General features: G+C 61.2%; 20 protein-coding genes. 7 read left to right on the top strand and 13 right to left on the bottom strand.

Annotated elements, in window-relative coordinates; genetic code table 11:
• The first annotated feature begins 25 nt into the window (after positions 1–25).
• The 3 genes from QOL82_RS24640 to QOL82_RS24630 all read left to right on the top strand — a co-directional run bounded on the left by QOL82_RS24640 (position 26) and on the right by QOL82_RS24630 (position 6,268).
• Positions 26–883: a dimethylarginine dimethylaminohydrolase family protein gene (locus QOL82_RS24640; protein ID WP_283444965.1), complete on the top strand. Its 858-nt coding sequence runs from the start codon at positions 26–28 to the stop codon at positions 881–883.
• 179 nt (positions 884–1,062) lie between these two features.
• Positions 1,063–4,806: a methionine synthase gene (gene metH / locus QOL82_RS24635; protein ID WP_283444964.1), complete on the top strand. Its 3,744-nt coding sequence runs from the start codon at positions 1,063–1,065 to the stop codon at positions 4,804–4,806.
• Positions 4,807–4,972: 166 nt separating this feature from the next.
• Entirely contained in the window at positions 4,973–6,268 is a 1,296-nt protein-coding gene (locus tag QOL82_RS24630) for a phospholipase D-like domain-containing protein (protein WP_283444963.1), read from the top strand.
• 218 nt (positions 6,269–6,486) lie between these two features.
• Here the strand turns inward: QOL82_RS24630 and QOL82_RS24625 are convergent, their stop codons facing one another.
• From QOL82_RS24625 to QOL82_RS24565, 13 genes are all read right to left on the bottom strand, one after another.
• Positions 6,487–7,263: a class II glutamine amidotransferase gene (locus tag QOL82_RS24625; protein ID WP_283444962.1), complete on the bottom strand. Its 777-nt coding sequence runs from the start codon at positions 7,261–7,263 to the stop codon at positions 6,487–6,489.
• Positions 7,264–7,349: 86 nt separating this feature from the next.
• The gene (locus QOL82_RS24620; RefSeq protein WP_283444961.1) at positions 7,350–8,270 is read right to left on the bottom strand and encodes a LysR family transcriptional regulator; all 921 of its coding nucleotides are present in this window, start codon (positions 8,268–8,270) and stop codon (positions 7,350–7,352) included.
• Between the two features lie 12 nt (positions 8,271–8,282).
• Positions 8,283–8,927: a tRNA (guanine(46)-N(7))-methyltransferase TrmB gene (trmB, locus tag QOL82_RS24615; protein ID WP_283444960.1), complete on the bottom strand. Its 645-nt coding sequence runs from the start codon at positions 8,925–8,927 to the stop codon at positions 8,283–8,285.
• 170 nt (positions 8,928–9,097) lie between these two features.
• The gene (locus QOL82_RS24610) at positions 9,098–9,355 is read right to left on the bottom strand and encodes a BTH_I0359 family protein (RefSeq protein WP_283444959.1); all 258 of its coding nucleotides are present in this window, start codon (positions 9,353–9,355) and stop codon (positions 9,098–9,100) included.
• Between the two features lie 78 nt (positions 9,356–9,433).
• Entirely contained in the window at positions 9,434–9,799 is a 366-nt protein-coding gene (locus QOL82_RS24605) for a GTPase (RefSeq protein ID WP_283444958.1), read from the bottom strand.
• Positions 9,796–10,521, bottom strand: a complete 726-nt coding sequence (locus QOL82_RS24600) for a response regulator (protein ID WP_283444957.1) — start codon at positions 10,519–10,521, stop codon at positions 9,796–9,798. The genes QOL82_RS24605 and QOL82_RS24600 overlap by 4 nt, the downstream gene beginning before the upstream one ends.
• A 98-nt stretch (positions 10,522–10,619) precedes the next feature.
• The gene (locus QOL82_RS24595) at positions 10,620–12,896 is read right to left on the bottom strand and encodes a sensor histidine kinase (protein ID WP_283444956.1); all 2,277 of its coding nucleotides are present in this window, start codon (positions 12,894–12,896) and stop codon (positions 10,620–10,622) included.
• Complete coding sequence (locus tag QOL82_RS24590; RefSeq protein ID WP_430438541.1) at positions 12,893–13,474, bottom strand: DUF4390 domain-containing protein; 582 nt, start codon at positions 13,472–13,474, stop codon at positions 12,893–12,895. Before QOL82_RS24590 ends, QOL82_RS24595 begins: the two co-directional genes overlap by 4 nt.
• Before the next feature lie 45 nt (positions 13,475–13,519).
• Positions 13,520–14,833: a 16S rRNA (cytosine(967)-C(5))-methyltransferase RsmB gene (rsmB, locus tag QOL82_RS24585; RefSeq protein WP_283444955.1), complete on the bottom strand. Its 1,314-nt coding sequence runs from the start codon at positions 14,831–14,833 to the stop codon at positions 13,520–13,522.
• Positions 14,834–14,946: 113 nt separating this feature from the next.
• On the bottom strand, positions 14,947–15,291 hold the full coding sequence (locus QOL82_RS24580) for a DUF1840 domain-containing protein (protein ID WP_283444954.1): 345 nt from the start codon (positions 15,289–15,291) through the stop codon (positions 14,947–14,949).
• A gap of 83 nt (positions 15,292–15,374) precedes the next feature.
• Complete coding sequence (locus tag QOL82_RS24575; protein ID WP_283444953.1) at positions 15,375–15,890, bottom strand: hypothetical protein; 516 nt, start codon at positions 15,888–15,890, stop codon at positions 15,375–15,377.
• Between the two features lie 177 nt (positions 15,891–16,067).
• A complete protein-coding gene (locus QOL82_RS24570; RefSeq protein ID WP_283444952.1) occupies positions 16,068–16,859 on the bottom strand; it encodes a fumarylacetoacetate hydrolase family protein in 792 nt (263 codons plus the stop codon).
• A 104-nt stretch (positions 16,860–16,963) separates the two neighbouring features.
• Positions 16,964–18,328, bottom strand: a complete 1,365-nt coding sequence (locus QOL82_RS24565) for a YifB family Mg chelatase-like AAA ATPase (RefSeq protein ID WP_283444951.1) — start codon at positions 18,326–18,328, stop codon at positions 16,964–16,966.
• A 95-nt stretch (positions 18,329–18,423) separates the two neighbouring features.
• Here QOL82_RS24565 and QOL82_RS24560 point away from each other — a divergent pair, with 95 nt between their 5' ends.
• From QOL82_RS24560 to QOL82_RS24545, 4 genes are read left to right on the top strand one after another with little or no spacing between them, the layout of a single operon-like run.
• On the top strand, positions 18,424–20,349 hold the full coding sequence (locus QOL82_RS24560) for a hypothetical protein (RefSeq protein ID WP_283444950.1): 1,926 nt from the start codon (positions 18,424–18,426) through the stop codon (positions 20,347–20,349).
• Positions 20,336–22,642, top strand: a complete 2,307-nt coding sequence (locus QOL82_RS24555) for a site-specific integrase (protein WP_283444949.1) — start codon at positions 20,336–20,338, stop codon at positions 22,640–22,642. Before QOL82_RS24560 ends, QOL82_RS24555 begins: the two co-directional genes overlap by 14 nt.
• The gene (locus QOL82_RS24550; RefSeq protein WP_283444948.1) at positions 22,639–23,265 is read left to right on the top strand and encodes a hypothetical protein; all 627 of its coding nucleotides are present in this window, start codon (positions 22,639–22,641) and stop codon (positions 23,263–23,265) included. The genes QOL82_RS24555 and QOL82_RS24550 overlap by 4 nt, the downstream gene beginning before the upstream one ends.
• A 3-nt stretch (positions 23,266–23,268) precedes the next feature.
• Positions 23,269–23,793 (top strand): hypothetical protein, encoded by a 525-nt coding sequence (locus QOL82_RS24545; RefSeq protein WP_283444947.1) that lies wholly within the window; start codon positions 23,269–23,271, stop codon positions 23,791–23,793.
• The last annotated feature ends 92 nt before the right edge of the window (positions 23,794–23,885 follow it).

Below are 23,885 nucleotides of genomic sequence, written 5' to 3'. Positions count from 1 at the left end.
GCGAAAACCGCCGGGAGGGCAGGTAATGAAAGAACGTTTCCTGATGTGCGCGCCCCGCCACTTCGAAGTGGCGTATGTGATCAACCCGTGGATGGAAGGCAATATCGCCCGCGGCAGCAAGCCGGCCGCGGCGGCGCAGTGGCAGGGGCTGTCGGCCCTGCTGCGCCGGTATGCCGAGGTCGACTGCATCGACGGCGAACCCGGCGTGCCCGACCTCGTGTTCACGGCCAATGCCGGCCTCGTGCTGGAGCGCCGGGTCCTGCTCGCGGCCTTCCGCCATGCCGAGCGGCGGCCCGAGGAAGCGTATTTTTCCCGCTGGTTCTCCAGCCACGGCTTCGAGGTGCTGACGCTGCCCAGGGGCGTGTATTTCGAGGGCGCGGGCGACGCGCTGTTCGACCGCCGGCTGCCCATCCTGTGGATGGGCCACGGGCACCGCACGGACGAGGCCGCCGCCGCCGTCATCGCCAGGCTGTTCGATGTCGACGTGGTGCCGCTGCGGCTGGTGAACCCGCGCTTCTATCATCTCGACACCTGCCTGTGCCCGCTGGAAGGCGGCGCGCTGCTGTATTACCCGGACGCGTTCGACCGGGCGTCGCAGGACCGCATCGCCGCGCTGGTGCCGCCGGCGCTGCGCATCGCGGTCGACGCCGCCGACGCCGCGGACTTCGCGTGCAATGCGGTCAACTGCGGCCGCCACGTGATCATGAACCGGGCGTCGGACGCGCTGGCCGCGACGCTTTCGGCCCATGGCTATGAACTGCACCAGACCGGCCTGTCCGAATTCATGAAAGCCGGCGGTTCTGCCAAGTGCCTGACGCTGAAGCTGTCGGAGCCGCGGCTGTCCGAAGTGCCGCTGCCGGTCGCGGCCGACGCCTTGCCGTAACGGGAAAAGCGAATTCACGTATAATTTTCAGCGCGCCGATTTGATTGCAAAGTCAAACCCAGCTTGCGGGCGCGGGACACCTTTCACCGGGTGCGCCAAATAAATACAGCTAAAGCGGAGCAGAAACACCCGGCCCGCTTTACCGGCCGGGTTTTCTTTTTTCAGCTTGGATAAATTACATGAAACGCGATCCCATTTCTTCGACCGAGGCGCTGCTGCGCGATCTGCTGTCCCAACGCATCCTGATCCTGGACGGCGCAATGGGCACGATGATCCAGCAATACCACCTGACGGAGGAGGATTACCGCGGCACGCGCTTCGCCGCCTTCCAGGCGACAGGCAAGGAAATCTTCGTCAAGGGCAACAATGAACTGCTGACCCTGACGCAGCCGCAGATCATCAGCGAGATCCATGAAAAATACCTGGCTGCCGGCGCCGACCTGGTCGAGACCAACACCTTCGGCGCCACCACGGTGGCGCAGGAGGATTACCAGATGGCCGACCTGGCCTACGAGATGAACGTCGCCGCGGCGCGCCTGGCGCGGGCCGCCTGCGACAAGTATTCGACGCCCGACAAGCCGCGCTTCGTCGCCGGCGCGCTCGGGCCGACGCCCAAGACCGCGTCGATCTCGCCGGACGTCAACGACCCGGCCGCGCGCAACATCAGCTTCGACCAGCTGGCGGCGGCCTATCTGGAGCAGACCCGTGCGCTGGTGGAAGGCGGGGCCGACGTGCTGCTGGTGGAAACCATCTTCGACACGCTAAACTGCAAGGCCGCGCTGTTCGCCATCGACCAGTTCTTCGAGGAGTCGGGCCAGCGCCTGCCCATCATGATTTCCGGCACCGTGACCGACGCGTCCGGGCGCATCCTGTCGGGCCAGACCGTGCCCGCGTTCTGGAACTCGGTGCGGCATGCCAAACCGCTCACCGTCGGCCTGAACTGCGCGCTGGGCGCGGCGCTGATGCGGCCGTATGCGGAGGAACTGTCGAAGATCGCGGACACCTATGTCTGCATCTACCCGAACGCCGGCCTGCCCAACCCGATGTCCGACACCGGCTTCGACGAAACGCCGGATGTCACCTCGTCGCTGCTGAAGGACTTCGCCGAGAGCGGCTTCGTCAACATCGCCGGCGGCTGCTGCGGCACCACGCCCGACCATATCCGCGCGATTGCCGAGACCGTGAAGTCCATCGCGCCGCGCACGCTGCCGGAAGTGCCGCAGGCGATGCGCCTGTCCGGCCTCGAGCCGTTCGTGATCGACGAGGCATCGCTGTTCGTCAACGTCGGCGAGCGCACCAACGTCACCGGCTCCAAGGCATTCGCGCGGCTGATCCTGAACGAGCAGTACGACGAGGCGCTGGCAGTCGCACGCCAGCAGGTCGAGAACGGCGCGCAGATCATCGACATCAACATGGACGAGGCGATGCTGGACTCGGTGGCGGCGATGACCCGCTTCCTGAACCTGATCGCGTCCGAGCCCGACATCGCGCGCGTGCCCATCATGATCGACTCGTCGAAGTGGTCCGTGATCGAGGCCGGCCTCAAGTGCGTGCAGGGCAAGTCCGTCGTCAACTCGATCTCGATGAAGGAAGGCGAGGCGGAATTCCTGCGCCAGGCCACGCTGTGCCGGCGCTACGGCGCCGCGGTGATCGTAATGGCCTTCGACGAAGTCGGCCAGGCCGACACGTACGAGCGCAAGATCGAGATCTGCAAGCGCGCCTACGACCTGCTGACCGAAAAGGTCGGCTTCCCGCCGGAAGACATCATCTTCGACCCGAACATCTTCGCGATCGCCACCGGCATCGAGGAGCACAACAACTACGCGGTCGACTTCATCAACGCCACCCGCTGGATCCGGGCTAACCTGCCGCATGCGAAGATCAGCGGCGGCGTCTCCAACGTCAGCTTCAGCTTCCGCGGCAACGACCCGGCGCGCGAGGCGATCCACACGGTGTTCCTGTACCACGCGATCCAGGCCGGCATGACCATGGGCATCGTCAACGCCGGCATGGTGGGCGTCTACAGCGAGCTTGCGCCGGAACTGCGCGAGCGGGTCGAGGACGTGGTGCTGAACCGCCGCCCGGATGCGACCGAGCGCATGATCGACATCGCCGGCACGCTGAAGGCCGGCGGCAAGAAGGAAGAGCAGAACCTGGAATGGCGCGCCGGCACCGTGCAGCAGCGCCTCGCGCATGCGCTGGTGCATGGCATCACGCAATGGATCGTCGAGGACACCGAGGAAGCGCGGCAGGAGCTGCTGGGCAACGGCGGCCGGCCTATCCACGTGATCGAAGGCCCGCTGATGGATGGCATGAACATCGTAGGCGACCTGTTCGGCCAGGGCAAGATGTTCCTGCCGCAGGTGGTGAAGTCGGCGCGCGTGATGAAGCAGGCGGTCGCCCACCTGATCCCCTACATCGAGCAGGAAAAGCTGCTGGAAGAACAGCGCACCGGCATCGCCGCCAAGGCCAAGGGCAAGATCGTCATTGCCACCGTCAAGGGCGACGTGCACGACATCGGCAAGAACATCGTGTCGGTGGTCCTGCAGTGCAATAACTTCGAAGTCGTGAACATGGGCGTGATGGTGCCGTGCTCCGAGATCCTGGCGCGGGCAAAGGCCGAGAATGCGGACATCATCGGCCTGTCCGGGCTGATCACGCCGTCGCTCGAGGAAATGGCGCACGTTGCGAAGGAAATGCAGCGCGACCCGCATTTCCGCATGCTGAAGATTCCGCTGCTGATCGGCGGCGCCACGACCAGCCGCGCCCATACCGCGGTGAAGATCGCGCACAACTACGACGGCCCGGTGGTCTATGTGCCGGACGCGTCCCGCTCGGTGTCGGTCGCGCAGTCGCTGCTGACGCCGGAGCAGCGCGACCAGTACGTGCAGGACATCGCGACCGACTACGAGCGCATCCGCGAGCAGCATGCGAACCGCAAGGCGGTGCCGCTGCTGTCGCTGGCCGACGCCCGCAGGAACCGCGCGCAGCTGCCGTTCGCGCCGGTCAAGCCCAAGTTCATCGGCCGCCGCGTGTTCAAGAATATCGACCTGTCCGTGCTGGCCCGTTACATCGACTGGGGCCCGTTCTTCCAGACCTGGGACCTGGCCGGTCCTTACCCGGCCATCCTGACCGATGAGGTCGTCGGCGCATCGGCGTCCAAGGTGTTCGAGGAGGGCCAGGCGCTGCTGAAGAAAGTCATCGACGGCCGCTGGCTGACGGCCAACGGCGTGATCGCGCTGCTGCCGGCCAACACGGTCAATGACGACGACATCGAGATCTATACCGACGACACGCGCAGCGAGGTGGCGTTCACCTGGTACGGCGCGCGCCAGCAGACGGTCAAGCCCGTGATCGATGGCGTCGCGCGGCCCAACCAGTGCCTGTCCGACTTCATCGCGCCGAAGTCGTCCGGCATTGCGGACTACATCGGCATGTTCGCGGTGACCGCGGGCATCGGCATCGAGAAATACGAGAAGCGTTTCGAGGATGCGCATGATGACTATTCGTCCATCATGCTGAAGTCCCTGGCCGACCGCCTGGCCGAAGCCCTCGCCGAGCAGATGCACGAGCGGGTGCGGCGCGACCTCTGGGGTTATGCAGCCGACGAGACGCTGGACAATGCGGCGCTGATCCGCGAGGAATACAAGGGCATACGGCCGGCGCCCGGCTACCCGGCATGCCCCGAGCACACGGTGAAGGCGGACATGTTCCGCGTGCTGCAGGCCGAGGAGATCGGCATGCAGCTCACCGAGTCGTATGCGATGTATCCGGGCGCCGCGGTGTCGGGCTTCTACATGGGGCACCCGGACGCGAAGTACTTCAGCGTCGGCAAGATCGGCATGGACCAGGTCGAGGACATGGCGGCGCGGCGCGGCGTCGCGAAGGAAGTGATCGAGCGCTGGCTGGCGCCCAATCTCTGACCTTGCCTGGTTTCTCGAAGCCGGCGGCGCTGCGGCCTGGCCCGCAGCGCCGGGCCTTGGCTGGCCGTTGGGCGTTTCCGCTGATCACTGCCCGGTCGATCTGGCGCAAACTGTTGTGTTGGCAATACTGCTACGCTGGCGTCTCCATTTTTGACGCGAAAATAAAATGATCTGGAGACCCCAAACCACGCGCAGCAAGGTGATGGTGGCGCTCGCCAGCATCGTGGCGACGCTGATCGTCACCCTTTTGGTCATCAATTTCTCCACCGGTGAAAAGCAGATCACCCAGGAGATCCCGCGGCTCTACTCGGCCGCCGACCCCCAGTTCCAGCGTTCGATGGGCATCATGCTCGGGCCCCAGATCGTCGAGGGCAACAAGGTCGAGGCGCTGCTCAACGGCGACCAGATCTTCCCGGCCATGCTGAAGGCCATCCGCGGCGCGAAGGAGACCATCAACTTCGAGACCTATATCTACTGGTCCGAGGAGATCGGCCTCGAATTCGCCGAGGCGCTCAGCGAGCGCGCGCGCGCCGGCGTCAAGGTGCACCTGCTGATCGACTGGGTCGGCAGCGCCAAGATGGACGACAAGGACCTCGACCAGATGCGGAAGGCCGGCGTCGAAGTCCGGTACTACCATCCGCTGCGCTGGTACAACCTGGCCCGCATCAACAACCGCACCCACCGCAAGCTGCTGGTGGTGGACGGGCGCGTCGGCTTCACCGGCGGCGTCGGCATCGCCGGGCAGTGGACCGGCAATGCGCAGGATCCCGACCACTGGCGCGATTCGCATTTCCGCGCCGAGGGCCCCGTGGTGGCGCAGATGCAGGCGGTACTGATCGACAACTGGACCAAGACCACCGGCAAGGTGCTGCACGGCGCCACCTATTTCCCGCCGCTGTCGAAAGTGGGCAATTCGCGGGCGCAGGTGTTCAGCAGTTCGCCGTCGGGCGGCAGCGAAAGCATGCACCTGATGTACCTGATGGCCATTACCGCGGCCGAGCATGACATCCAGATCTCGGCCTCCTATTTCGTGCCGGACGAGATGACGCGCAATGCGCTCATCGATGCGATGAAGCGCGGCGTGCGGCTGCAGATCATCCTGCCGGGGAAGAACATGGATGCCGAGGCGGTGCGCAGCTCCTCGCGCGGCATGTGGGGCGACCTGCTGAAGGCCGGCGCCGAGATCAGCGAGTACCAGCCGACCATGTATCACTGCAAGGTCATGATCGTCGACAAGCTGCTGGTGTCGGTCGGGTCCACCAACTTCGACGACCGCTCGTTCCAGCTGAACGACGAGTCCAACCTGAATATCTACGACGCCGATTTCGCGCAGGCGCAGGTAACCACCTTCGAACGCGACCTCAAGTCGGCCAAGCGCATCACTTACGAGCAATGGCTGAACCGGCCGCTGAAGGAAAAAGCCTGGGAGAAGGTCGCCTCCTGGCTGGGGCCGCTGCTCTAGGGCGCGTTCTCATGCCAGTCCCCGCTCATAAGGCGGCATGAAACGCCGTAGGGTGTAATAAGCGCAAGCGCATTACACCCTTGGTCGGGAACGGAAAACGGTGGCTGATTGGCCGGTGGTGTAATGCGCTGCGCTTTGTACACCTTACGACCCTACGAGCCACGCAGACGAACCGGGATTATCGATCTCAACCGTTACGCCATGATTTGGAAGGGGTATCAGGCGTAGAGGGTGACCGGCTCGCCTTCGACGAACACCTTCAGTTCGCCGCTGGCGAACGGCAGCCAGGTCTCGTTCGCGGTCAGCGGCGCGGTGACGATGATGGCCACCCTGTCCTGCGGCGTGGTGACTTGCGAAAAATCGACGATCATGTCCTCGTCCGCCAGGTGCGCCTCGGCGAACGGATGCTGCCGCACCAGGTAATGCAGCTGGGTCGAGCAATGGGCAAACAATGCCGAACCGTCCGACAGCATCATGTTGAACACGCCATGTGCGGCAATCTCGGTGGTCAGCGCGCGCAGCGCGGCCGACAGTTCGGGCAGCGCCGGCATCGCGTCGCCGAAGCGGCGGCGCAGTTCCTGCAGCAGGTAGCAGAAGGCCAGCTCGCTGTCGGTGTTGCCGACCGGGCGGAACTGGCCGTCGAGCGCCGGCGCGAATTGCTTCAAATCGCCGTTGTGCGCAAAGACCCAGTAACGGCCCCACATCTCGCGCACGAAGGGATGGCAATTTTCCAGCGCGACCTGCCCCTGCGTCGCCTTTCGGATATGCGCGATCACGTTCTTCGACTTGATCGGGCACTGCTTGATGAGACGGGCGATCGGCGACGCGTCCGCCGCCTGGTAGTCGACGAAATGGCGCACCCCGGCGCCTTCAAAGAAGGCGATGCCCCAGCCGTCGTTGTGATTGTCGGTGCGGCCGCCGCGGGTGGCGAAGCCGGTGAAGCTGAAGACGATGTCCGTGGGGACGTTGCAGTTCATTCCAAGGAGCTGGCACATGGTTGGATCAGCGCGGAGAGGGCGTGTGGCATTTGAACATCACGTCACACTACCATGGATGCGGCGGGACGGCCGGCGGTGGCGCATCAGGCCTTCCCGCCCCACGGGTCGGTTTCCGGGTGCGGATGGTGCCCGGCCATGAAGTCGATGAAGCTGCGGACCTTGGCCGACAGCTGGCGCCGGCTCGGGTAGACCATCATCACCGCCATCTGCCCCAGGTAATGGTCGGCCAGCAGGCGCACCAGCCGCTTGCTCTTGATATCGTCGACCATCGCATACGACGGTCCCACCACGAGTCCCATGTCGGCGGCCGCGCAGTGGCGCAGCAGCTCGCTGTTATTGGACAGCATGCGGCTGTGGATCGGCACGTTGACGGTCTCGGTATTGCTGGAAATCGGCCAGTGATTGCGCAGCAGGTCGATGTTGGAGAAGTTCAGGCACGCATGGGTGGCGACCTCTTCCGGCACCCGCGGCTCGCCATGCTTGCTGATATAGCCGGGAGAGGCGCACAGCAGCACTTCGGCCACGCCCAGCTGCCGGGAAATCATGCTGGCGTCCACCTTCTGCAGGCCGGTGAAGATGCCGATGTCATAACCTTCCTCGACCAGGTCGACCGTGCGGTCCGACAGCGTCACGTCCAGCACCACCTCCGGATTGGCATTCGCATAGGGCGGCAGCAGCTCCGCCAGCCGCTGCTTGCCGAAACCGAGCTGCGAATAGATGCGCAGTATGCCGGCCGGCTTCTTCGAATGGGCGGTGGCGATGGCGTCGGCGTCGTCGACGTCGGACAGGATGCGATTGACCCGTTCCAGGTAAGCCTGGCCGGTCTCGGTCAATGACAGCTTGCGGGTGGTGCGGTTCAGGAGCCGGGTGCCCAGGTGGGTTTCAAGGTCGGCCACGTGGCGGGTGACGACCGCGTTGGACAATTCCATGACCTTGGCGGCGCGGGCAAAGCTGCCCTGTTCGACCACCTTGGAAAATACGCGCATTGATTGCAGACGGTCCATGCTGCGGGCCTTTTACTGTTGCGGGTTGAGAGTGGGAAGCGCTACCCGGCAGCGCCAGAGCGGGTGCGATGAAGCGCGGTATTTTTCTTCGAAGGGCGTGATCGGGTGCTGCGCATCCAGGCTTTCCACCGGCACGGCAAGGCCGGTCAGCTGGGTCAGCGCGGCCGCGCATTCCTCGACGTAGATGCGCCAGTTGCTGCGGCATTCGAGCGCCCCGCCCAGCGCCACCACGGTCGGAAACACCGGGTGTCCATGCCAGCGCCGGCCCAGGTGCTGTTTTTTAGGCCACGGATTCGGATAGAGCAGGTAGTGGCGCGCAAGACCGATGCCGGCATCCTGCAGCAGCCGCCAGTAGTCGACCAGGTCGGCGCGCACCCGCAGCGCATTGCCCGGCACCTCGCCCGGCCATTGCACGTTGCGCGCGAGCCGGTCGGCGGACTGGTCCACGCCGATGACGAAATGATCGGGGAACTGCTGTGCGAGGTGCAGGGTCGACAGTCCCACCCCGCAGCCGGCGTCGAGGATCAGGGGCTTGCTGCCGCTGTCGTGCCAGGCAGCCATGCTGGTCTCGAAGGCCAGGCGGTTGTAGTCGGTGACGGGCTTGCGGAAAACGGACGTGGCGTGACGTGTGACCTGCTGCGCCAGGTGCTCATGCATGCCTGGCTGGGTGCTCTGTATCGGACTGGAATTTGCATGCATCGCGGGAGTATACCCGGATGACGCCTCTGGCTTGGCCGGATGACGCCTTTGGCTTCGCCGCGTCGAACGTTCGGTCTTGCCGGAAGAAGGACAGGCGCTGCGACCGTGAAGGGCGCAGCGCCTGCCAATTAGTGCAGATGCACCGGCTGGCGCATCAATTCATCGAAGCTGCCGAGGAAATCGTCGATTTCCTCGGTGCTGGGCTCGGTGGCGATCAGGTCCTGGACATGCTGGCGGAATGATGCCGCCAGTTCGCCGTTGATGAAGATTTCACGGCGTCCCGGCTTGTCCACGATTTCATAGCCGCCGAAGCGCAGCGCCTCGCGGCCCTGGTCGGCGCCGAATTCCACCACGCTGTACTGGTCGCTGTTATAGATCAGGTTCATGTGTGCTCCTGGTGTGATGCCAAGCGCCGGAAGGGAATTCCGGCTTCTAAGGGGAACATGGCGCCCTGCGGCCGCATTTCAAGGCCGGACGTGCAAGTCGTCAGTCAGCGTCAACAGGGACTGGTAGGAAGGAGCGTTCAGGAATTCCCGGATCTGTTCCAGGTGGCTGGCGTCGGCCAGGCTGATGAACAGGCGCTGCGGCGGATGGCGCAGCACCCGGTTGAGCGTGACGCGCATGGTCAGGTTGCCGCTGCAGCACAGGCAGCCCGGCGCGACGCGCCGGATGTCGGCAGGAGCGAGCACGGCTTCGAGCGGGGAGCCCGACCTGCCGTCGGGCAGGCCCTCGAGGATGGCCGCGCCCTGCTGGCCTGCCTGCAGCGACGCGGCGATGGCGGCCTCGCGCGCCGCATAGGTGGCGCCGACGACCAGCGTGGTCAGCGTCACCCGTTCCTGCGCCCCAGCTTGCCCGGCTCCACGCCGAGCTGCTTGAGCTTGCGGTACAGGTGGGTGCGCTCCAGCCCGGTGCGCTCGGCGACCCGGGTCATGCTGCCGCCCTCGCGCTGCAGGTGATGCTCGAAGTAGGCGCGCTCGAACGCGTCGCGCGCTTCGCGCAGCGGCAGTTCGAAGGAAACGCTGAAGCCTTTTTCTTCCGGCGGCCTGGGCGCTTCCGCCGGCGGCTGGGCGATGCCCGCGACCGCATGCGCCACTGCGGCGCTTGCGGCCAGCGGCGGCGCATCGGCGACGACCGGGATGGGCGCCGGGCGCGCCATCGTCGACAGCGTGCCCGCGCGCACCGTCTCCTGGCCGCGGGAGAGGCCCTGCTGCACGGCCTTCAGCAGCTTTTGCAGCGAAATCGGTTTTTCCAGGAAGTTCAGCGCGCCGATACGGGTGGCTTCGACCGCGGTATCGATGGTGGCATGCCCGGACATCATGATGACCGGCATGGTCAGCATCCTGTCGCGCTGCCATTCCTTGAGCAGCGTCACGCCGTCGGTGTCGGGCATCCATATGTCCAGCAGGACCAGGTCGGGCGTGGAGGTGGCGCGAATCTGGCGCGCCTGCTGCGCATTTTCGGCCATGGTCACCACATGGCCCTCGTCGCCCAGTATTTCAGAGAGCAGTTCGCGAATGCCCATCTCGTCATCAACTACCAGAATATTTGCCATTTCCTTGCCTTGGTTAATTCAGATTTGGATCATTTCCGGACAGCCCATTTTACTTGCCTGCATAGTCGCATTTATTCTTGTTAGCGTTTGGTTAGATCTCAATTAGCAGGCGCCAGCTTCAGCAACAGTATGACTATTTTAGCGCCGGTGGTATTGCGCCGATTCTGGATATCGACGCGTCCGCCATGCTCTTCGACGATTTTCTTGACCATTGCCAGCCCGAGGCCGGTGCCGCGGGTCTTCGACGTGACATAGGGCTCGAACGCGCGCGCCAGGATTTTGGGCGCGAAGCCGGGGCCGTTATCGGTGATCGTGAGCCTCACCGCGGTCTGGTCGACGCCGTCCGAGCCCGGGTAATGGATGGTCTCGGTGACCAGCTCGATGCGCGCCGGCTCGCTCTCGCCGGTGCGCTCCGCCACCGCATCCTGCGCATTCTGCAGCAGGTTGTGGATCAGCTGGCGCAGCTGCGTCGCGTCGCCCATCACGCGCGGCAGCCCCGGCGAGAGCTGCGGATGGATGATGTCGCGCTCGTCGCCGGCTATATAGAGCGCAAGGATCTCCTCGATCAGCGCATTCAGGTTCAGCGGCGACAGCACGGCCGGCGGCGTCTTCGCATAGTCGCGGAAGTCGTCGACCATGCGCTTCATCGCCGTCACCTGGTTGACGATGGTGCTGGTGGCGCGGGTCAGCATCGCCAGGTCGGTGGGCTGCAGCTTTTCCTCCAGCTTCATCTGCAGCCGCTCGGCCGACAGCTGGATGGGCGTCAGCGGGTTCTTGATCTCGTGCGCCAGCCGGCGCGCGACCTCGCCCCAGGCGATCGAGCGCTGGCCCGAGATCACGTCGGAGATATCGTCGAACACCACCACGTAGCCGGTCGCGTTGTCGACCGGCAGGCGCGAGCCGCGCGCCAGCAGCGTGATGTCGCTGTCGCCCTCGGTGTCGCCGATGCGGCGCGGGATCTCGATCTGCTTTTGCCAGTGGAAGCCGCTGCCGTTGTCGCCGGCCGACTTGGCACTCTGCTCGGTGAAGGCGCGCGTGATCACTTCGGCGAAGGTCTCCAGGCCGGCGATCTCGGACAGCGGATGCCCGAGGTAGGGTTCGAAATCATGCTGCAGGATGCGGTCCACCGACTCGTTGCAGCTCATCAGCCGGAACTGCCCGTCCAGCACCATGACCCCGGCCGACATGTTGGCCAGCACCGACTCCAGGTAGGCCTTGGCGTTCTCCAGTTCGGCGCGGTTCTGCTCGACCGCGGCGCGGGCGTCGTACAGCTGGCGCGTCATCGTGTTGAACGACTGGGTCAGCGTGCCCAGTTCGTCGCTGGTGGCGACGATGGGCCGCGGCGACAGGTTGCCTTCTGCGACCGCCTTGGTGCCCTCGGCCAGCAGCAGCAGCGGCTGCGCCAGGTCGTTGGCGATCAGGAAGGCGCTGGTGACCGCGCCGAAGATGGCCAGCAGCAGCGTCAGCGTCAGCGTGACGATATAGATCTTGCGCAGGCCGGTGCGGCCCACCGAGCGCGCCTGGTATTCGCTGTAGGCCGCGCGCAGCGCCTCGGCGTCGGTCGCAAGCTGCTGCGGCACCGGCTGCAGCAATTGCAGGAAGCGCGCTTCGTTCTGCAGCGACAGCGTGCTGCTCTTGCCGGGGATGGCGACCACCACGCGCAGCCGCAGGCCGGGCGGGGAGGGCGCGGCCGAGCCCGTGGCGCCGGGCTGGGTGCTGGCGTCGCTGCTGCCTTCGATGGCCGCGTAGCCGCGCGTCATCCTGGCCTGGCTCAGCATCGCGGCGGTCGGCAGCTCGGGCACCAGCGAGCCGAGGTTGCCGCCGGCGCTGGCCACCACGCGGTTGCTGGAGGTGACGATCAGCGCTTCCTGCAGCTGGCTCTGGTCGCGCAGCCGCGACAGCTGGGTGATCTGGCTGGCGTCGGAATAGTCGGAAAGCTCCAGCGCCATCGTGCGGGCCTTCGCGTTCAGGTCCGCCATCGACGAGTCGAGCGCTGTGCGGCCGAGGTTGAGGCCGGCTTCCAGCGCGGACTCGACCCGCACGTCGAACCATGACTCGATGGAGCGCGAGACGAACTGCACCGACACCACGTAGATCAGCATGCCCGGCAGGATGCCGATCAGCGCGAACAGCAGCACCAGCCGCGTCATCAGCCGCGAGCCGAAGCGGCCCTGCTTGTAGCGCCGGTAGAGTCGCAGCAGCAGCGTCGCCACCAGGCCCAGCAGCAGCACGGCGATCAGCGCGTTCAGGCCCAGCAGCCAGGAATAGTTCTGGTCGAAGAACTGCGAGTTCTCGGACGCCGAGGCCAGCAGGAACAGCAGGATGCCGGTGGTCGCGCCGCCGAACACCAGCATGTAGCGCAGCGTACGCGTCACTTGCCGTCCGCCCTGTAGGTGAAATAGCGCCAGTCCGAGGACAGGCGCCAGTCGCTGCTGTTGATCGAATGGACCTGGAAGGGCTTGGGCAGCTGGGCGACGTCGAGCTCCATGCGCAGCGCCACCGTGTAGGTTTCGCCGGGCTTCAATGCGTCGGGCGGCGCAACCACCCAGCGGCCGGGGCGCCGCACCAGCGATATCGCGTCTTCCAGCGAGTCGAAGCCCTGCTGCAGGTTGCTGCCGTTGATCGCGGCCCGGTACTGGCGGGTCAGCACGTTGTAGGAGATCCGTATGGTCTGGGTGGCGCTGGCCGCGCGCTCGTCGAGCCAGTACCAGCGCGGCCGCCGGATCGCGACTTCGGTCGTGAAGTAGAGCGGGATGCCGCGCGCGATCGCGCTTTCCAAACTGCGGTTCAGTTCGAAGTTGAAGGCCGCGGCCAGCCGATAGCCTTCATCGGTGTATTCGAGGCGGGCTTCGGCGATCTCGACTTCGGCTGCGTGCGATGCGAGCGGCGCAAGCCCAAGGAAAAATGCCAGTGCCGCTATCAGCCAGAACGAAAGGAGAGTTCGTCGAATCACGCGGTATGGCGGAGGCGAGTCCGGGGAATTGTTTGGGCCATGGTATCAAAGCCCCGGCTTTTGGAACAGCGCATAGAACAGGCCGTCATGGTCGCTTTGTTCATCCGCAACAGGCAGCAGCTGGCCCGGCGCCGGCAGGCGCTGCGCCTGCTGGCGCACCGCGAACGCGGCCGCCTGCCCCTCGGACTCCTGTGGCCACACCGAGCAGGTCACGAACAGCAGCTTGCCGCCGGGCGCGAGCATGCGCCAGAGGTTGTCGAGGATCTGGGCCGACAAGGCGGCAAGCTGCGCCGCGTCGCCCTTGCGCCGCAGCCAGCGTATGTCCGGGTGGCGCCGCACGATGCCGGACGCGGTGCAGGGCACATCGGCCAGGATGCGGTCGAACGGCTTGCCGTCCCACCAGCCTGCGCTGGCGGCGTCGCCCTGCAGCAGGCTGGCCTGCAATTGCAGCCGCTGCAGGTTGTCGGCGACGCGCTGCAGGCGCGGGCCGTCCTGGTCCAGCGCCTGCAGGTCGACATCGGCGCATTCGAGCAGGTGGCCGGTCTTGCCGCCCGGCGCGGCGCACGCATCCAGCACCCGCATGCCGTCCTGCAGGTCGAGCAGCGGCGCGGCCATCTGCGCGGCGGCGTCCTGGACCGAGGCCATGCCGGCGTCGAAGCCGGGGATGCGCTGCACCGGCACCGGCTGCAGCAGCCGCACCGCGGCCGGGCCCACCTGGCGCGCGGCCATGCCATGCGCTTCCAGCAGCGCGAGATAGGACGGCATGTCGGTCTTGCGGCGATTGATGCGCAGGGTCAGCGGCGGCATCGCGTTGCCGGCCGCGAGCAGCGCCTGCCATTGATCGGGATAGGCGCTGCGCGCGGCGTCTATCCACCAGGCCGGGTAATTCCATTGCGCTTCCTGGTTGCCGGCAAGCTGCCGGCCCAGCGCGTCGCGCTCGCGCAGGAAACGGCGCAGCACCGCGTTGACCATGCCGCGGGCATGGGCAATCTCGCCATCCGCGGTGGCCGCGCTGACGGCCTGGTCGACGACGGTGTGGGCGTCGTAGGGAGCGTCGCCGTCGCCGGCGTCGTGGTCGAGCAGCGTCAGCGCGCATTCGAGCAGCGCCAGCAGCAGGGCCGGCTGCGGCGGCTTGCTGGTCATCGCCTGCACCAGCGCATCGGCGCGGCCGCGCCGGCGCATGGCGCGATAGGCGATGTCCTGGATGGCGCCGCGCGATTGCGGGCTGGCCTGCAGGTCAGCGCCGACGCGGGAGAGGGCCTGGGGCAGGGCGGCGCCCTTGCGCACCAGGCTCAGCGCGCGTGCGGCGCCGAGCAGGCTGAAAGCCAGGGAATCGTTCTTGAGCGAGGTAGCGGTCACGGGTCGACAGGGAAGCGGAGGAAGGGCACATCACCGGGACGGTGCGCAGTGCAAGGTCGGGGATTGTAACGGACGCGGTCCGCCACGCGCCGCGTCCTGGCCGCATCGGCCCGCTAGACCCCCCAGACCACGGGCTGCTGTTCCTGCTGCGCAGCGCGCAGCATCTCGAGCAGCGGGTAGGCGCGGGTGGCGAAACTGATGATCTGCGCCGGCTCGTGCTCGTTGTCGTCGTGGTCGTTGCCGTGGTGCGCCAGCACGTCGCGCTGCAGTTCCTCGGCGGCGAAATGGGCGCGGCTTTCGCCGATCTCCCGTTCCAGCACGGCGATCGCATGCGGCATTTCGGGCGCGGTGATCACGCCCTGGTCCGGATCCTTGCCGAGCAGGTCAAGGATGCGTCGGGCATGCTCCTTGTACATCAGTATTTCGGCGGCGGCCTTTGATTTGAATGTGATCAGCATAAAGACCCTTTCGTGTCGGACAAGATGCCAAAACGATAGCACGACTTCCCGCGGCCGTGCTGGCGCAGGCGCAAGCCGGAGCCTCAGCCGCCGGGCCTGAACGAGGACAGGAAGGTGTCGATCGCTTCCGCCGGGACCTCCTGCGGCGCGCCGATGACGACTGCCTGGTACACGCGCTGGTTGCGGGCGGCGAAGCGGGCCGTCAGCTGCACCGGGCGGCCGTTGCGGGTGCCGTTGGCGACGACTTCGCTGGACGGCACCGGGCCGGGCACATTGCGCTGGCTGGCGATCGTGCCGCCGATGTTGCGCACCATCGCCGTCTTCATGGCCTCGAGCGCCGGCTGCACCAGGGCCGGGCTGGACAATTGCGTGCTGCCGACCGCGAAGAGCGCGCCGTGCACTTCGGCCGCGGTCATCGACATATTGGTGCGGATGCCATCCAGGTTGATTTCCCTCGCGTGGCTCGACGGCTTGGCGGGAAACAGGGCGGCGAAGGCGGCGTCGGCGTTGTCCACCTGGCGCCAGTTGTAGTCGGGGGAACATCCGGCCAGCGCAGCAAGCAGCAGCAGGTGCGCACCGAGGCGATTGATCTTGGGCATGGACGGCATGGTAACAGCAGCGCACTGGCCCGGAATGCAAAAGAAAAAGCCCGTGCTACAGGCACGGGCTAAAAACTTCCAGGGAGTGGTGCTTCAGCGAAGAACCGGTTTTATGGTATTTCCAAATGCTTATTTGCGCTTTGCGCGCGCACAACCCGCCGCTCGGTTCCGCGACGCCTAGACCACCTTGAGGCGGATGTTGGGCAGGCCGTCGATATGGCCTTCCATCATGTCGCCGCGTACGACCGGGCCGACGTTCTCCGGCGTGCCCGAATAGATGATGTCGCCCGGCATCAGCTCGAATGCCTCGGACAGCTTGCTGATCTGTTCGGCGACTGACCAGATCATCTGTTCGAGGTCGGCCTGCTGCTTGACCGCGTCATTCACCTTGAGCCAGATCGCGCCCTTCTTGAAATGGCCGATGCTGGCGACCGGGTGGATGGGGCCGATCGGCGCTGAATGGTCGAAGCTCTTGCCGATTTCCCACGGTTTCTTCTGGTCGCCCATGCCGCGCTGCAGGTCCCGGCGGGTCATGTCCAGGCCGATCGCATAGCCGTAGACGAGGTCGAGCGCGCGGTCGATCGGTATATTGCGGCCGCCCTTGTTCAATGCGGCGACCAGTTCGATTTCGTAGTGATAATTCTTGGTCAGCGTCGGATACGGATGGTTGACGGTCTGCCCCGGCGGCACCAGCTGTATCGCGTCTGACGGCTTCTGGAAAAAGAAAGGCGGTTCGCGGTTCGGGTCCGAACCCATCTCGCGCGCATGGGCGGCATAGTTGCGGCCGATGCAGTAGATGCGGCGCACCGGGAACATCTCGCTGCTGTCGACGATGGGGATCATCGTCTGCGCAACCGTGAATGGGGTCTTTACATCCTGGCTGGCCCGGGTTGGCAGTGCGCAGCCAGTCAGCGCACCTACGCCGGCCGTCGCCGCCGTTTTCAGTATCGTGCGTTTGGAACGATCCAAGTGAGTCTCCTTTGATTGACCGGCCCTTGTCTGCACGAATGTGCCGGGCCGTTGATGCATTATGCAGCAGCCTGACCGGTAAATCACTTCTGCAGTGCAACACTTCAAGCGTGGCGAATCGCGCGTCGGTATTGGATGGCTTCGGCCACCTGCGCGCAGCCTGCCGTGTCCAGCCCGTCGAGGTCGGCGATCGTGCGCGCGACCCTCAGCACACGGTGATACGAGCGCGCCGACCAGGCCAGCCGCGCCATCGCGCTGCGCAGCAGTTTGTCGGCGGCGGCGTCCGGCTGGCACAGTCGGTCGAGTTCCGCGCCGGCCAGCGCCTCGTTCAGGCTGCCCTGGCGCGCCATCTGGCGCGCTGCGGCCTGGCGCACCCGCAGCGCCACCGCCGCCGACGGCTCGCCGCTGCTCGCGCCCAGCAGCTCTTCCTGGTCCAGCGCGCCGACTTCCACCTGCAGGTCGATGCGGTCCAGCAGCGGCCCGGATATCCGGCCCTGGTAACGGGCGATCATGTCCGGCGAGCAGCGGCAGCGGCCGCTGGCCTGGCCCGCGTAGCCGCACGGGCAGGGATTCATCGCGGCGATCAGCTGGAAGCGGGCGGGAAACCGGGCCTGCCGGGCAGCGCGCGAAATCGTGATGCAGCCGGACTCCAGCGGCTCGCGCAGCACTTCCAGCACCCGGCGCTCGAACTCGGGCAGCTCGTCGAGGAACAGCACGCCCCGGTGCGCCAGCGATATCTCGCCCGGGCGCACGCTGCTGCTGCCGCCGACCATCGCCACTGCCGACGCGGTATGGTGCGGCGCCCGGTACGGCCGGATTTTCCAGCGCGCCGGGTCGAAGCTGCCGATCAGCGACTGCAGCGCGGCCGATTCCAGCGCTTCGTCCTCGGTCATCGGCGGCAGGATGCCGGGCAGACGCGCCGCCAGCATCGACTTGCCCGTGCCTGGGGGACCGATCAGCAGCATGCTGTGCCCGCCGGCGGCGGCAATTTCCAGCGCGCGCCGCGCATGCGCCTGGCCTTTCACGTCCAGCAGGTCCGGGTACATGGAAGGGGAGGAAGGGGAGGAACGGGAAGACAGGGCGGCGGGCTGGGGCTCGGCCTGGGCGACATGGCGCTCCAGCCGCTGTTCGCCATTGCCGGCGGCGAAGTGGGCGCAGACCTGGAGCAGCGAGTCGGCCGGCAGCACGACCGCGCCGGCGACCAGCGCCGCCTCCGCGGCATTGGCCCGCGGCAGGATGAACGCGCGGCGCGTGCTGCCTTCGCGCTGCATGGCGAAGGTCATCGCCAGCGCGCCCCGGATCGGCCGCAATTCGCCGGACAGCGATAATTCGCCCGCATATTCATAGTCGCCGAGCGCGGCGGCCGGCATTTGCCCGGAAGCGGCGAGGATGCCCAGCGCGATCGGCAGGTCGAAGCGACCGGATTCCTTGGGCAGGTCGGCCGGCGCCAGGTTGACGGTAGACGTCAATGTAGTATGGTTCATATGAGCAAGGTTAGGAAGATAATTGATATTTCTGATCTTTATCCACCAACTACTAGTAGTTTCTACCTTGTATGAGCAGTATGAAAAATCGAGAATTTAAGTTTGCAGCGACCAGTACTGTCCGAGGACGGAAATATCTCTCGGAACTAAAATTTTCTCTTAAGGATGTCAATATTCCCGCCAGCAGTTGGATCGAAGAGCAGCTGCATATACTGCAAAAAAGATCACAAGAGGAAGCGTTCGCGCGAGCGGACATAGACCCATACTTGAGAGTGATTAGGCTCCTATCGGGAGTGGACGAAGCACATCAAATTCTGAGTTTGCCCGCGGAGAAAGTGGGGCGGAAGGCGTTGTATCAACTTTTCACCTTTGCAGAACAGGCGCTGACTTTATCTGGGAGTACGGCAGAAACTCGCACGAGGTCCGCTGCCATGTTCCGAAAGTTCATACTTAAATCGGCCGAAGAGCAAACCTTGCTTGATGAAGATATTTCGCGCAGGTCAATTGGCTTTAGAACAAGATTCAGTCGCAATCTTCCCCCTCGTCCACTTATTAGCGATATTACGGACAAATCGCTAGATCCAGAGTTGGCTGCACCAATTAGTTCCCTAGCACATGCTAGCGCCAAAGACCTAATGGCCAAAACTGAGTTACGTCTTGAGCGTGATCTGATAAAAATTCAAGAAGCGTGCATCCGAGAATTAGAAATTTGCCAAGCACTGAGGGAAAGATTGACAACGATTGGAAGAGGTAACTGCACAAACAGAGAGTCCAGACTAGTCCGAGAAATGCTTGCCGCCGACAAATCCCCTCCAAAGGCGACCCGAACTACGGTAGATACGCTGCCTACTGAGACACTTTTCAGTGTCTATCAAAAAATTATTGTGCGCGATGGGCTCACACATGTGAATCGGCCCTATAACCCAGTTTTTTGGCAAAACGAAGCTCGCCTTAAAAAGTTTCTAACGGAGGACGAGAAACATCTAATCAGCAGTGGATTTCGCATCCATTACCTGCCCCATCGAATGATTTCACAGGAACTTGTTGCGAGCTTTGTCTTGTTACTGACTTATACCGGGTGGAATGGCCATACGCTACAAGCTATGGGGGTAAATGACGTAGTGGTTAAGGGGGAATGGGTGACTCTTAAAGGGTATAAGGGGAAGACTGATGCCTTCGTAAGTGATGCCCATTTAGAGAACAAGCAACCGGGGTTAATGATGGCGCTTAATGTCATTCGCTGGAATCGAATGCAGCTAATTAAGCTTGGATTTTTACCCAAAACATGTTCATATTTATGGTGTACTTGGACTACATCCTATGGTCCAATTAAATTTCAATACGTAGGATTTCAAGATGGGCTAAAGAAGTTCCAAACGACGTACTCGCTTCCTAACTTCAGCTTGGATCAAGTGCGACCTCAGTTTCTCGCTCACGCATCCCTAAAGATGAAGAACCCAGAGTATGTCCGACAACTCGCTTCGCATAAATTATTGACTACTACCGGGCATTACTTAGATCAAATTATTTTGCGGAATATGAATTCTGCAATCAATTTGGAGTTTCAAAGGCGCCTCGAAAATACCGTGTTGTTTCGGCTGGCCGAGGAAGACGAAATGTTTAAGTCTCGGGTACGAATGAAGCATGTAGATTTACGGCTGTTAACTCCGTTGGGGGATGGTGCCAGCTGCAAAAATTTGGAAGCGCCACCAGATGAAAGCTTTTTGGTTGGAAATTTATGTGATGGGAAGCGGTGCCACATCGGCGATGGCTGCGAGAACCGAAAGGTAATAATCGATATAGAAAATCTGACAGCGCTCATTCGTAAAAGACGCTACTACCGAATGAACTGGAGGCGCCTCGAACAAAGCAACATCACTGCATTCGAGAAATTCCACGTGCCAGCTATTTTGTTTAATCTTGGGCTCTACGACTATATCAAAACCGGTTCATTTAGACATTTTTTAGAGCGTATTGAGCGAGCAATTGAAAATGAAACGGAGTAAAGAACATAGCGTCAGCAAAGTCGATTGCTCGGAAAAACAAAAAGATTTCCATCTAGCATGCGCGGATCTCTTCGTTCATCCAGATATAGAACTACTTCCAGATTATACTTTGAATGTGCGTAAGATCGATGCGCGCGCAGACGAGGATCCATTTAAGCATATAGATCTAAAGCACTTTTGGCTGCCACCTAACAATGTGTACGATAAACCCCAACGCTTGCTTATGCGGCAGGATTTTCTTGGTGCAATTGCACTAGCCGCGGAGAAGTACGTTCGTGGATCGACCGACTCTAAGACTCGGAATGCCCGAGTGGTCTTTTCTGTTGCAACTCTCGCAAAGTTTTTTGAATATATTTGGTTAAAAAATCGGTTCAACTTGGCGGCGGTTATTCCACAAGACTTCGATGAGCTGGCGCGAGTCCTTGCCGGCGGAGGATGGCATGCGGCACTAAACGTAAAAAAACGCTTAAAGATTGCCTTGTCTGCTGAAGGTCATCAACTAGCATGTTGCCTGCTTTCCCTCGGGCAGAACCATCTGCATGGTATTCGTCGAGCTTCCTTGGGGCAACATATCGGGACAAATGTCGCCGCTAAAGAAGCTGCGATTTACTTAAAGCAGGTTCTTCAACATTACCGCGATCCGCTCAACGAATACGCCCAAAAGATACTGGCGACCGATGATAAATTTGCTGAAGGAATGAACTACAGCATGCTGCGACAGACGCTAGAAGCGATTAATCTTTTGATAGATTTGCCTGCACCATATGGAATTAAATTCTTGCCCTTCCATAATTCGGTTGCATTGGCTAAAAAGTTGACAAAACCACAAATGGCAACTCGCAATCTAGGTGCGGTTGAGGCTGGCGCTTTGATTGCCGAAGGATATAAGTGGCTTTATAGCTACGGTGAAGATATAGCTGCTTTGATTCAAGGAATGTGTTTACAAGTAAAGTCGGCCCACGAGCAGCGCCGGGAGGTGTTGGGTCATTCACTAGAGAATTGGCTTGAGCTTTCTGATATTCGAATAAGGTTAGAAAAGAAGATTGGAATAAAAATTGATGGACTGGATATTAAGAAGCCTGGATGCTATTCAGTGAGAGAGCTCATGTTGACTTTGATGACATCATGTTTTGTATTGGTTGCAACGATGAATGGTCGCCGTCGTGATGAGGTTTCTCATCGGAAGTATGGTCTGCATGCGGAGTTCTCTGAAGTGGTCGATGAGGAATTAGAAATTTATCGTGGATTGTTCTATATCGAAAAAACGACTAAAGACCATGACATCTTTTATATTAATAAAACTACCAGGGAGGTAGCGCTTTTGCTCGAAAATATCCAGAAATCGTTTGACGATTTGAATGGGTATTTAGGAAGACCGACGTTCTCTAATATGCCAAAAACGGAGCGATCGCTGTTTGGATACCATCGATTTAGCAGAGTTGAAGGCGTGAACGAAACCCGGAATTGGTTCATTTTTGAGTCAAATCGTGATGGCGCAGCAACAACATTTCTTCGCCTTGCTTTAGGTGAAGATTATTTGCTGGTGCCTAAGACACACATGTTTCGGCGCTTGTATGCGGTTGTACTTATGTACCAACATGAAATTCCTAGTTTGCAGGCGGTAAGCCAGCAATTAAGGCATGACTCGCTTGGGACGACGCAGATCTACGTTAATGACCCAATCATGCGCTTGGAGACCGAACAGATTCGCAATAAGCTGGATGTAAGCGGAAAAGATCGTTCAAAACGCTTTGCATCTCATGTACTCGGACTTAGAAAAGAGATCGCTCTGGTGAGTGATGAAATGATGATTGAGAAGATGTTATTAATCATCAGTGGAGCGCCGACTTCTGGTGGATACCCCAATCTTATTAAGCGATTCTATAAGTCTATCTCTTCTAATGTTGATTTCAGCCGTCTGACTGCTCAGGCGAAGGCAGAGCGACTGGTGCACATTGTAAAGCAAAAAGGGCACGTCCCTGATACCAAAAGAGAAGGGATATGCATGGTAGGGAATCAGTCTCGCGTGCCGGGAGCGCGCTGCAGATCTAAAGAAGGTACTCCTCAAAAAGAGCTGGCTTCGGCCTCGAAATGTTCAAAATGTGCATACCATTTTCACAACGTCGATTACCTGCGAAACCTAAATGAAGATCTGGATGAAATGTCTATGCAATTAACTAACCCGCATTTGGCTGATTTGGAGCGCAAGAGATTGAAGACCTCCATAGCCGACTTGGGGGCGGCTATTCGATTTCATAGCGGCCGGCTTGCAGCATGTGGAGAGCAATCATGAGTGAACGAAAGTCGCGGACGCCATCGATAGCTATTACTAACGAGAGTAATGCTAGGAACAACATTGTCCTTAAAAAAAATATATTGGACGCTTGGGCGAAAAATGGAATACCGCATGTTCCAGTTGAAGATGTAGCGGCCAGTGTAGCCGAATTACAGCTAGAGTACTTTCCACGTACCATCCGGCAATTTAATTTTTGGGATGGCTCTAACAACTCAGAACAGATCCGAAATGTACTTCCAGCGATCACACGCAACGCGAACGACACCCTAAGGCGTCATCCAAACCTGAGAAACGATGTAGATGAGGCCATTGACGCGGTAAAACAAAGGGAAATTCTTCAACTCAGTCAAGTCAAATTCACGAAGATCTCGAACCTTCGGGGTCAAATTGCGATGGAAAAGAAGCTCAGGAGCATTTTAGAGAGTGCGTTGGTAGATGTCAGAAAACAACAAAAGGATGACCGCCGATCATACAATGATGATATCGCCGGCCTGAGTAGTCAGATTGCTGAGCTGAAAGGGTTGTTGGACAATCTGAAAATTGATAATAAGGAAGCGCACTACCTAATTGCTAGCTTGAAGACCAAATTAGTTAAGGTGGCTCCTTTAAAAAAGATATAGCGCATGACGTCGCGTAGAGAACCAGCGTTGCCGCAAATCAAGTTGACTTGGGTCGGGGAGCGCCGCGACGTGGCGATGGCCTACAATCTTGAAGAGGAGCGTTTGCTGCTAGAGATCACAGACTATTCTATCTATCTCATTGCTGAAGAGCTTGATGAGAAGACCGTGCGTAATGAAATTTTTCATTTGAAGGGTTTTGTTGAGTTCTTGGCTCGTCACCGACTGAGTTATCAGGAGGTGACGGATTCACTCTTGGTCCGTTTCCGTACAGAAGAATATCAAAGAGTGATAGCCGCCAAAAACAGCGCTGCTACGATACTAACAACGAACAGAACCGTGAATGCAAAGCTGGTGCGTGCTTATAAATTTCTCTATTGGCTTGAATATGAGCAAAAGTTAGTAGTGAGATTGATGGGCCCCCGCGACCGCCCCGTAAAGAGCACTTATAGTCCGTCAAGTGGGGAGTTTCGTAGCAAAAGGTACGGGAGTTACCGAAGCAGTACCCGGCTGACTGACTATCCAAAGTGACCTTGCCCCGGTTCCACGTACAGCAGAAATCGATTAATTTCTATGTACATGGAGGTCGAGATGAGCGAAGAAACCGTTCCAAAGAGGCAATA

This window comes from Noviherbaspirillum suwonense, assembly GCF_900182955.1.
Taxonomy (GTDB): Bacteria; Pseudomonadota; Gammaproteobacteria; order Burkholderiales; family Burkholderiaceae_D; genus Noviherbaspirillum_A; species Noviherbaspirillum_A suwonense.
Note: the sequence above shows the minus strand (reverse complement) of the source record. Positions and strands in the feature narration are given on the sequence as shown.

What these genes read in the sequence shown, in the direction of transcription:
- QOL82_RS24575 (WP_283444953.1), bottom strand. Translation starts at nt 15,890, where the DNA reads ATGCCCAAGATCAATCGCCTCGGTGCGCACCTGCTGCTGCTTGCTGCG.
- trmB (WP_283444960.1), bottom strand. Translation starts at nt 8,927, where the DNA reads ATGCATGAGCACCTGGCGCAGCAGGTCACACGTCACGCCACGTCCGTT.
- QOL82_RS24620 (WP_283444961.1), bottom strand. Translation starts at nt 8,270, where the DNA reads ATGGACCGTCTGCAATCAATGCGCGTATTTTCCAAGGTGGTCGAACAG.
- QOL82_RS24630 (WP_283444963.1), top strand. Translation starts at nt 4,973, where the DNA reads ATGATCTGGAGACCCCAAACCACGCGCAGCAAGGTGATGGTGGCGCTC.
- QOL82_RS24555 (WP_283444949.1), top strand. Translation starts at nt 20,336, where the DNA reads ATGAAACGGAGTAAAGAACATAGCGTCAGCAAAGTCGATTGCTCGGAA.
- metH (WP_283444964.1), top strand. Translation starts at nt 1,063, where the DNA reads ATGAAACGCGATCCCATTTCTTCGACCGAGGCGCTGCTGCGCGATCTG.
- QOL82_RS24580 (WP_283444954.1), bottom strand. Translation starts at nt 15,291, where the DNA reads ATGCTGATCACATTCAAATCAAAGGCCGCCGCCGAAATACTGATGTAC.
- QOL82_RS24610 (WP_283444959.1), bottom strand. Translation starts at nt 9,355, where the DNA reads ATGAACCTGATCTATAACAGCGACCAGTACAGCGTGGTGGAATTCGGC.
- QOL82_RS24560 (WP_283444950.1), top strand. Translation starts at nt 18,424, where the DNA reads ATGAAAAATCGAGAATTTAAGTTTGCAGCGACCAGTACTGTCCGAGGA.
- QOL82_RS24550 (WP_283444948.1), top strand. Translation starts at nt 22,639, where the DNA reads ATGAGTGAACGAAAGTCGCGGACGCCATCGATAGCTATTACTAACGAG.
- QOL82_RS24545 (WP_283444947.1), top strand. Translation starts at nt 23,269, where the DNA reads ATGACGTCGCGTAGAGAACCAGCGTTGCCGCAAATCAAGTTGACTTGG.
- QOL82_RS24600 (WP_283444957.1), bottom strand. Translation starts at nt 10,521, where the DNA reads ATGGCAAATATTCTGGTAGTTGATGACGAGATGGGCATTCGCGAACTG.
- QOL82_RS24640 (WP_283444965.1), top strand. Translation starts at nt 26, where the DNA reads ATGAAAGAACGTTTCCTGATGTGCGCGCCCCGCCACTTCGAAGTGGCG.
- QOL82_RS24625 (WP_283444962.1), bottom strand. Translation starts at nt 7,263, where the DNA reads ATGTGCCAGCTCCTTGGAATGAACTGCAACGTCCCCACGGACATCGTC.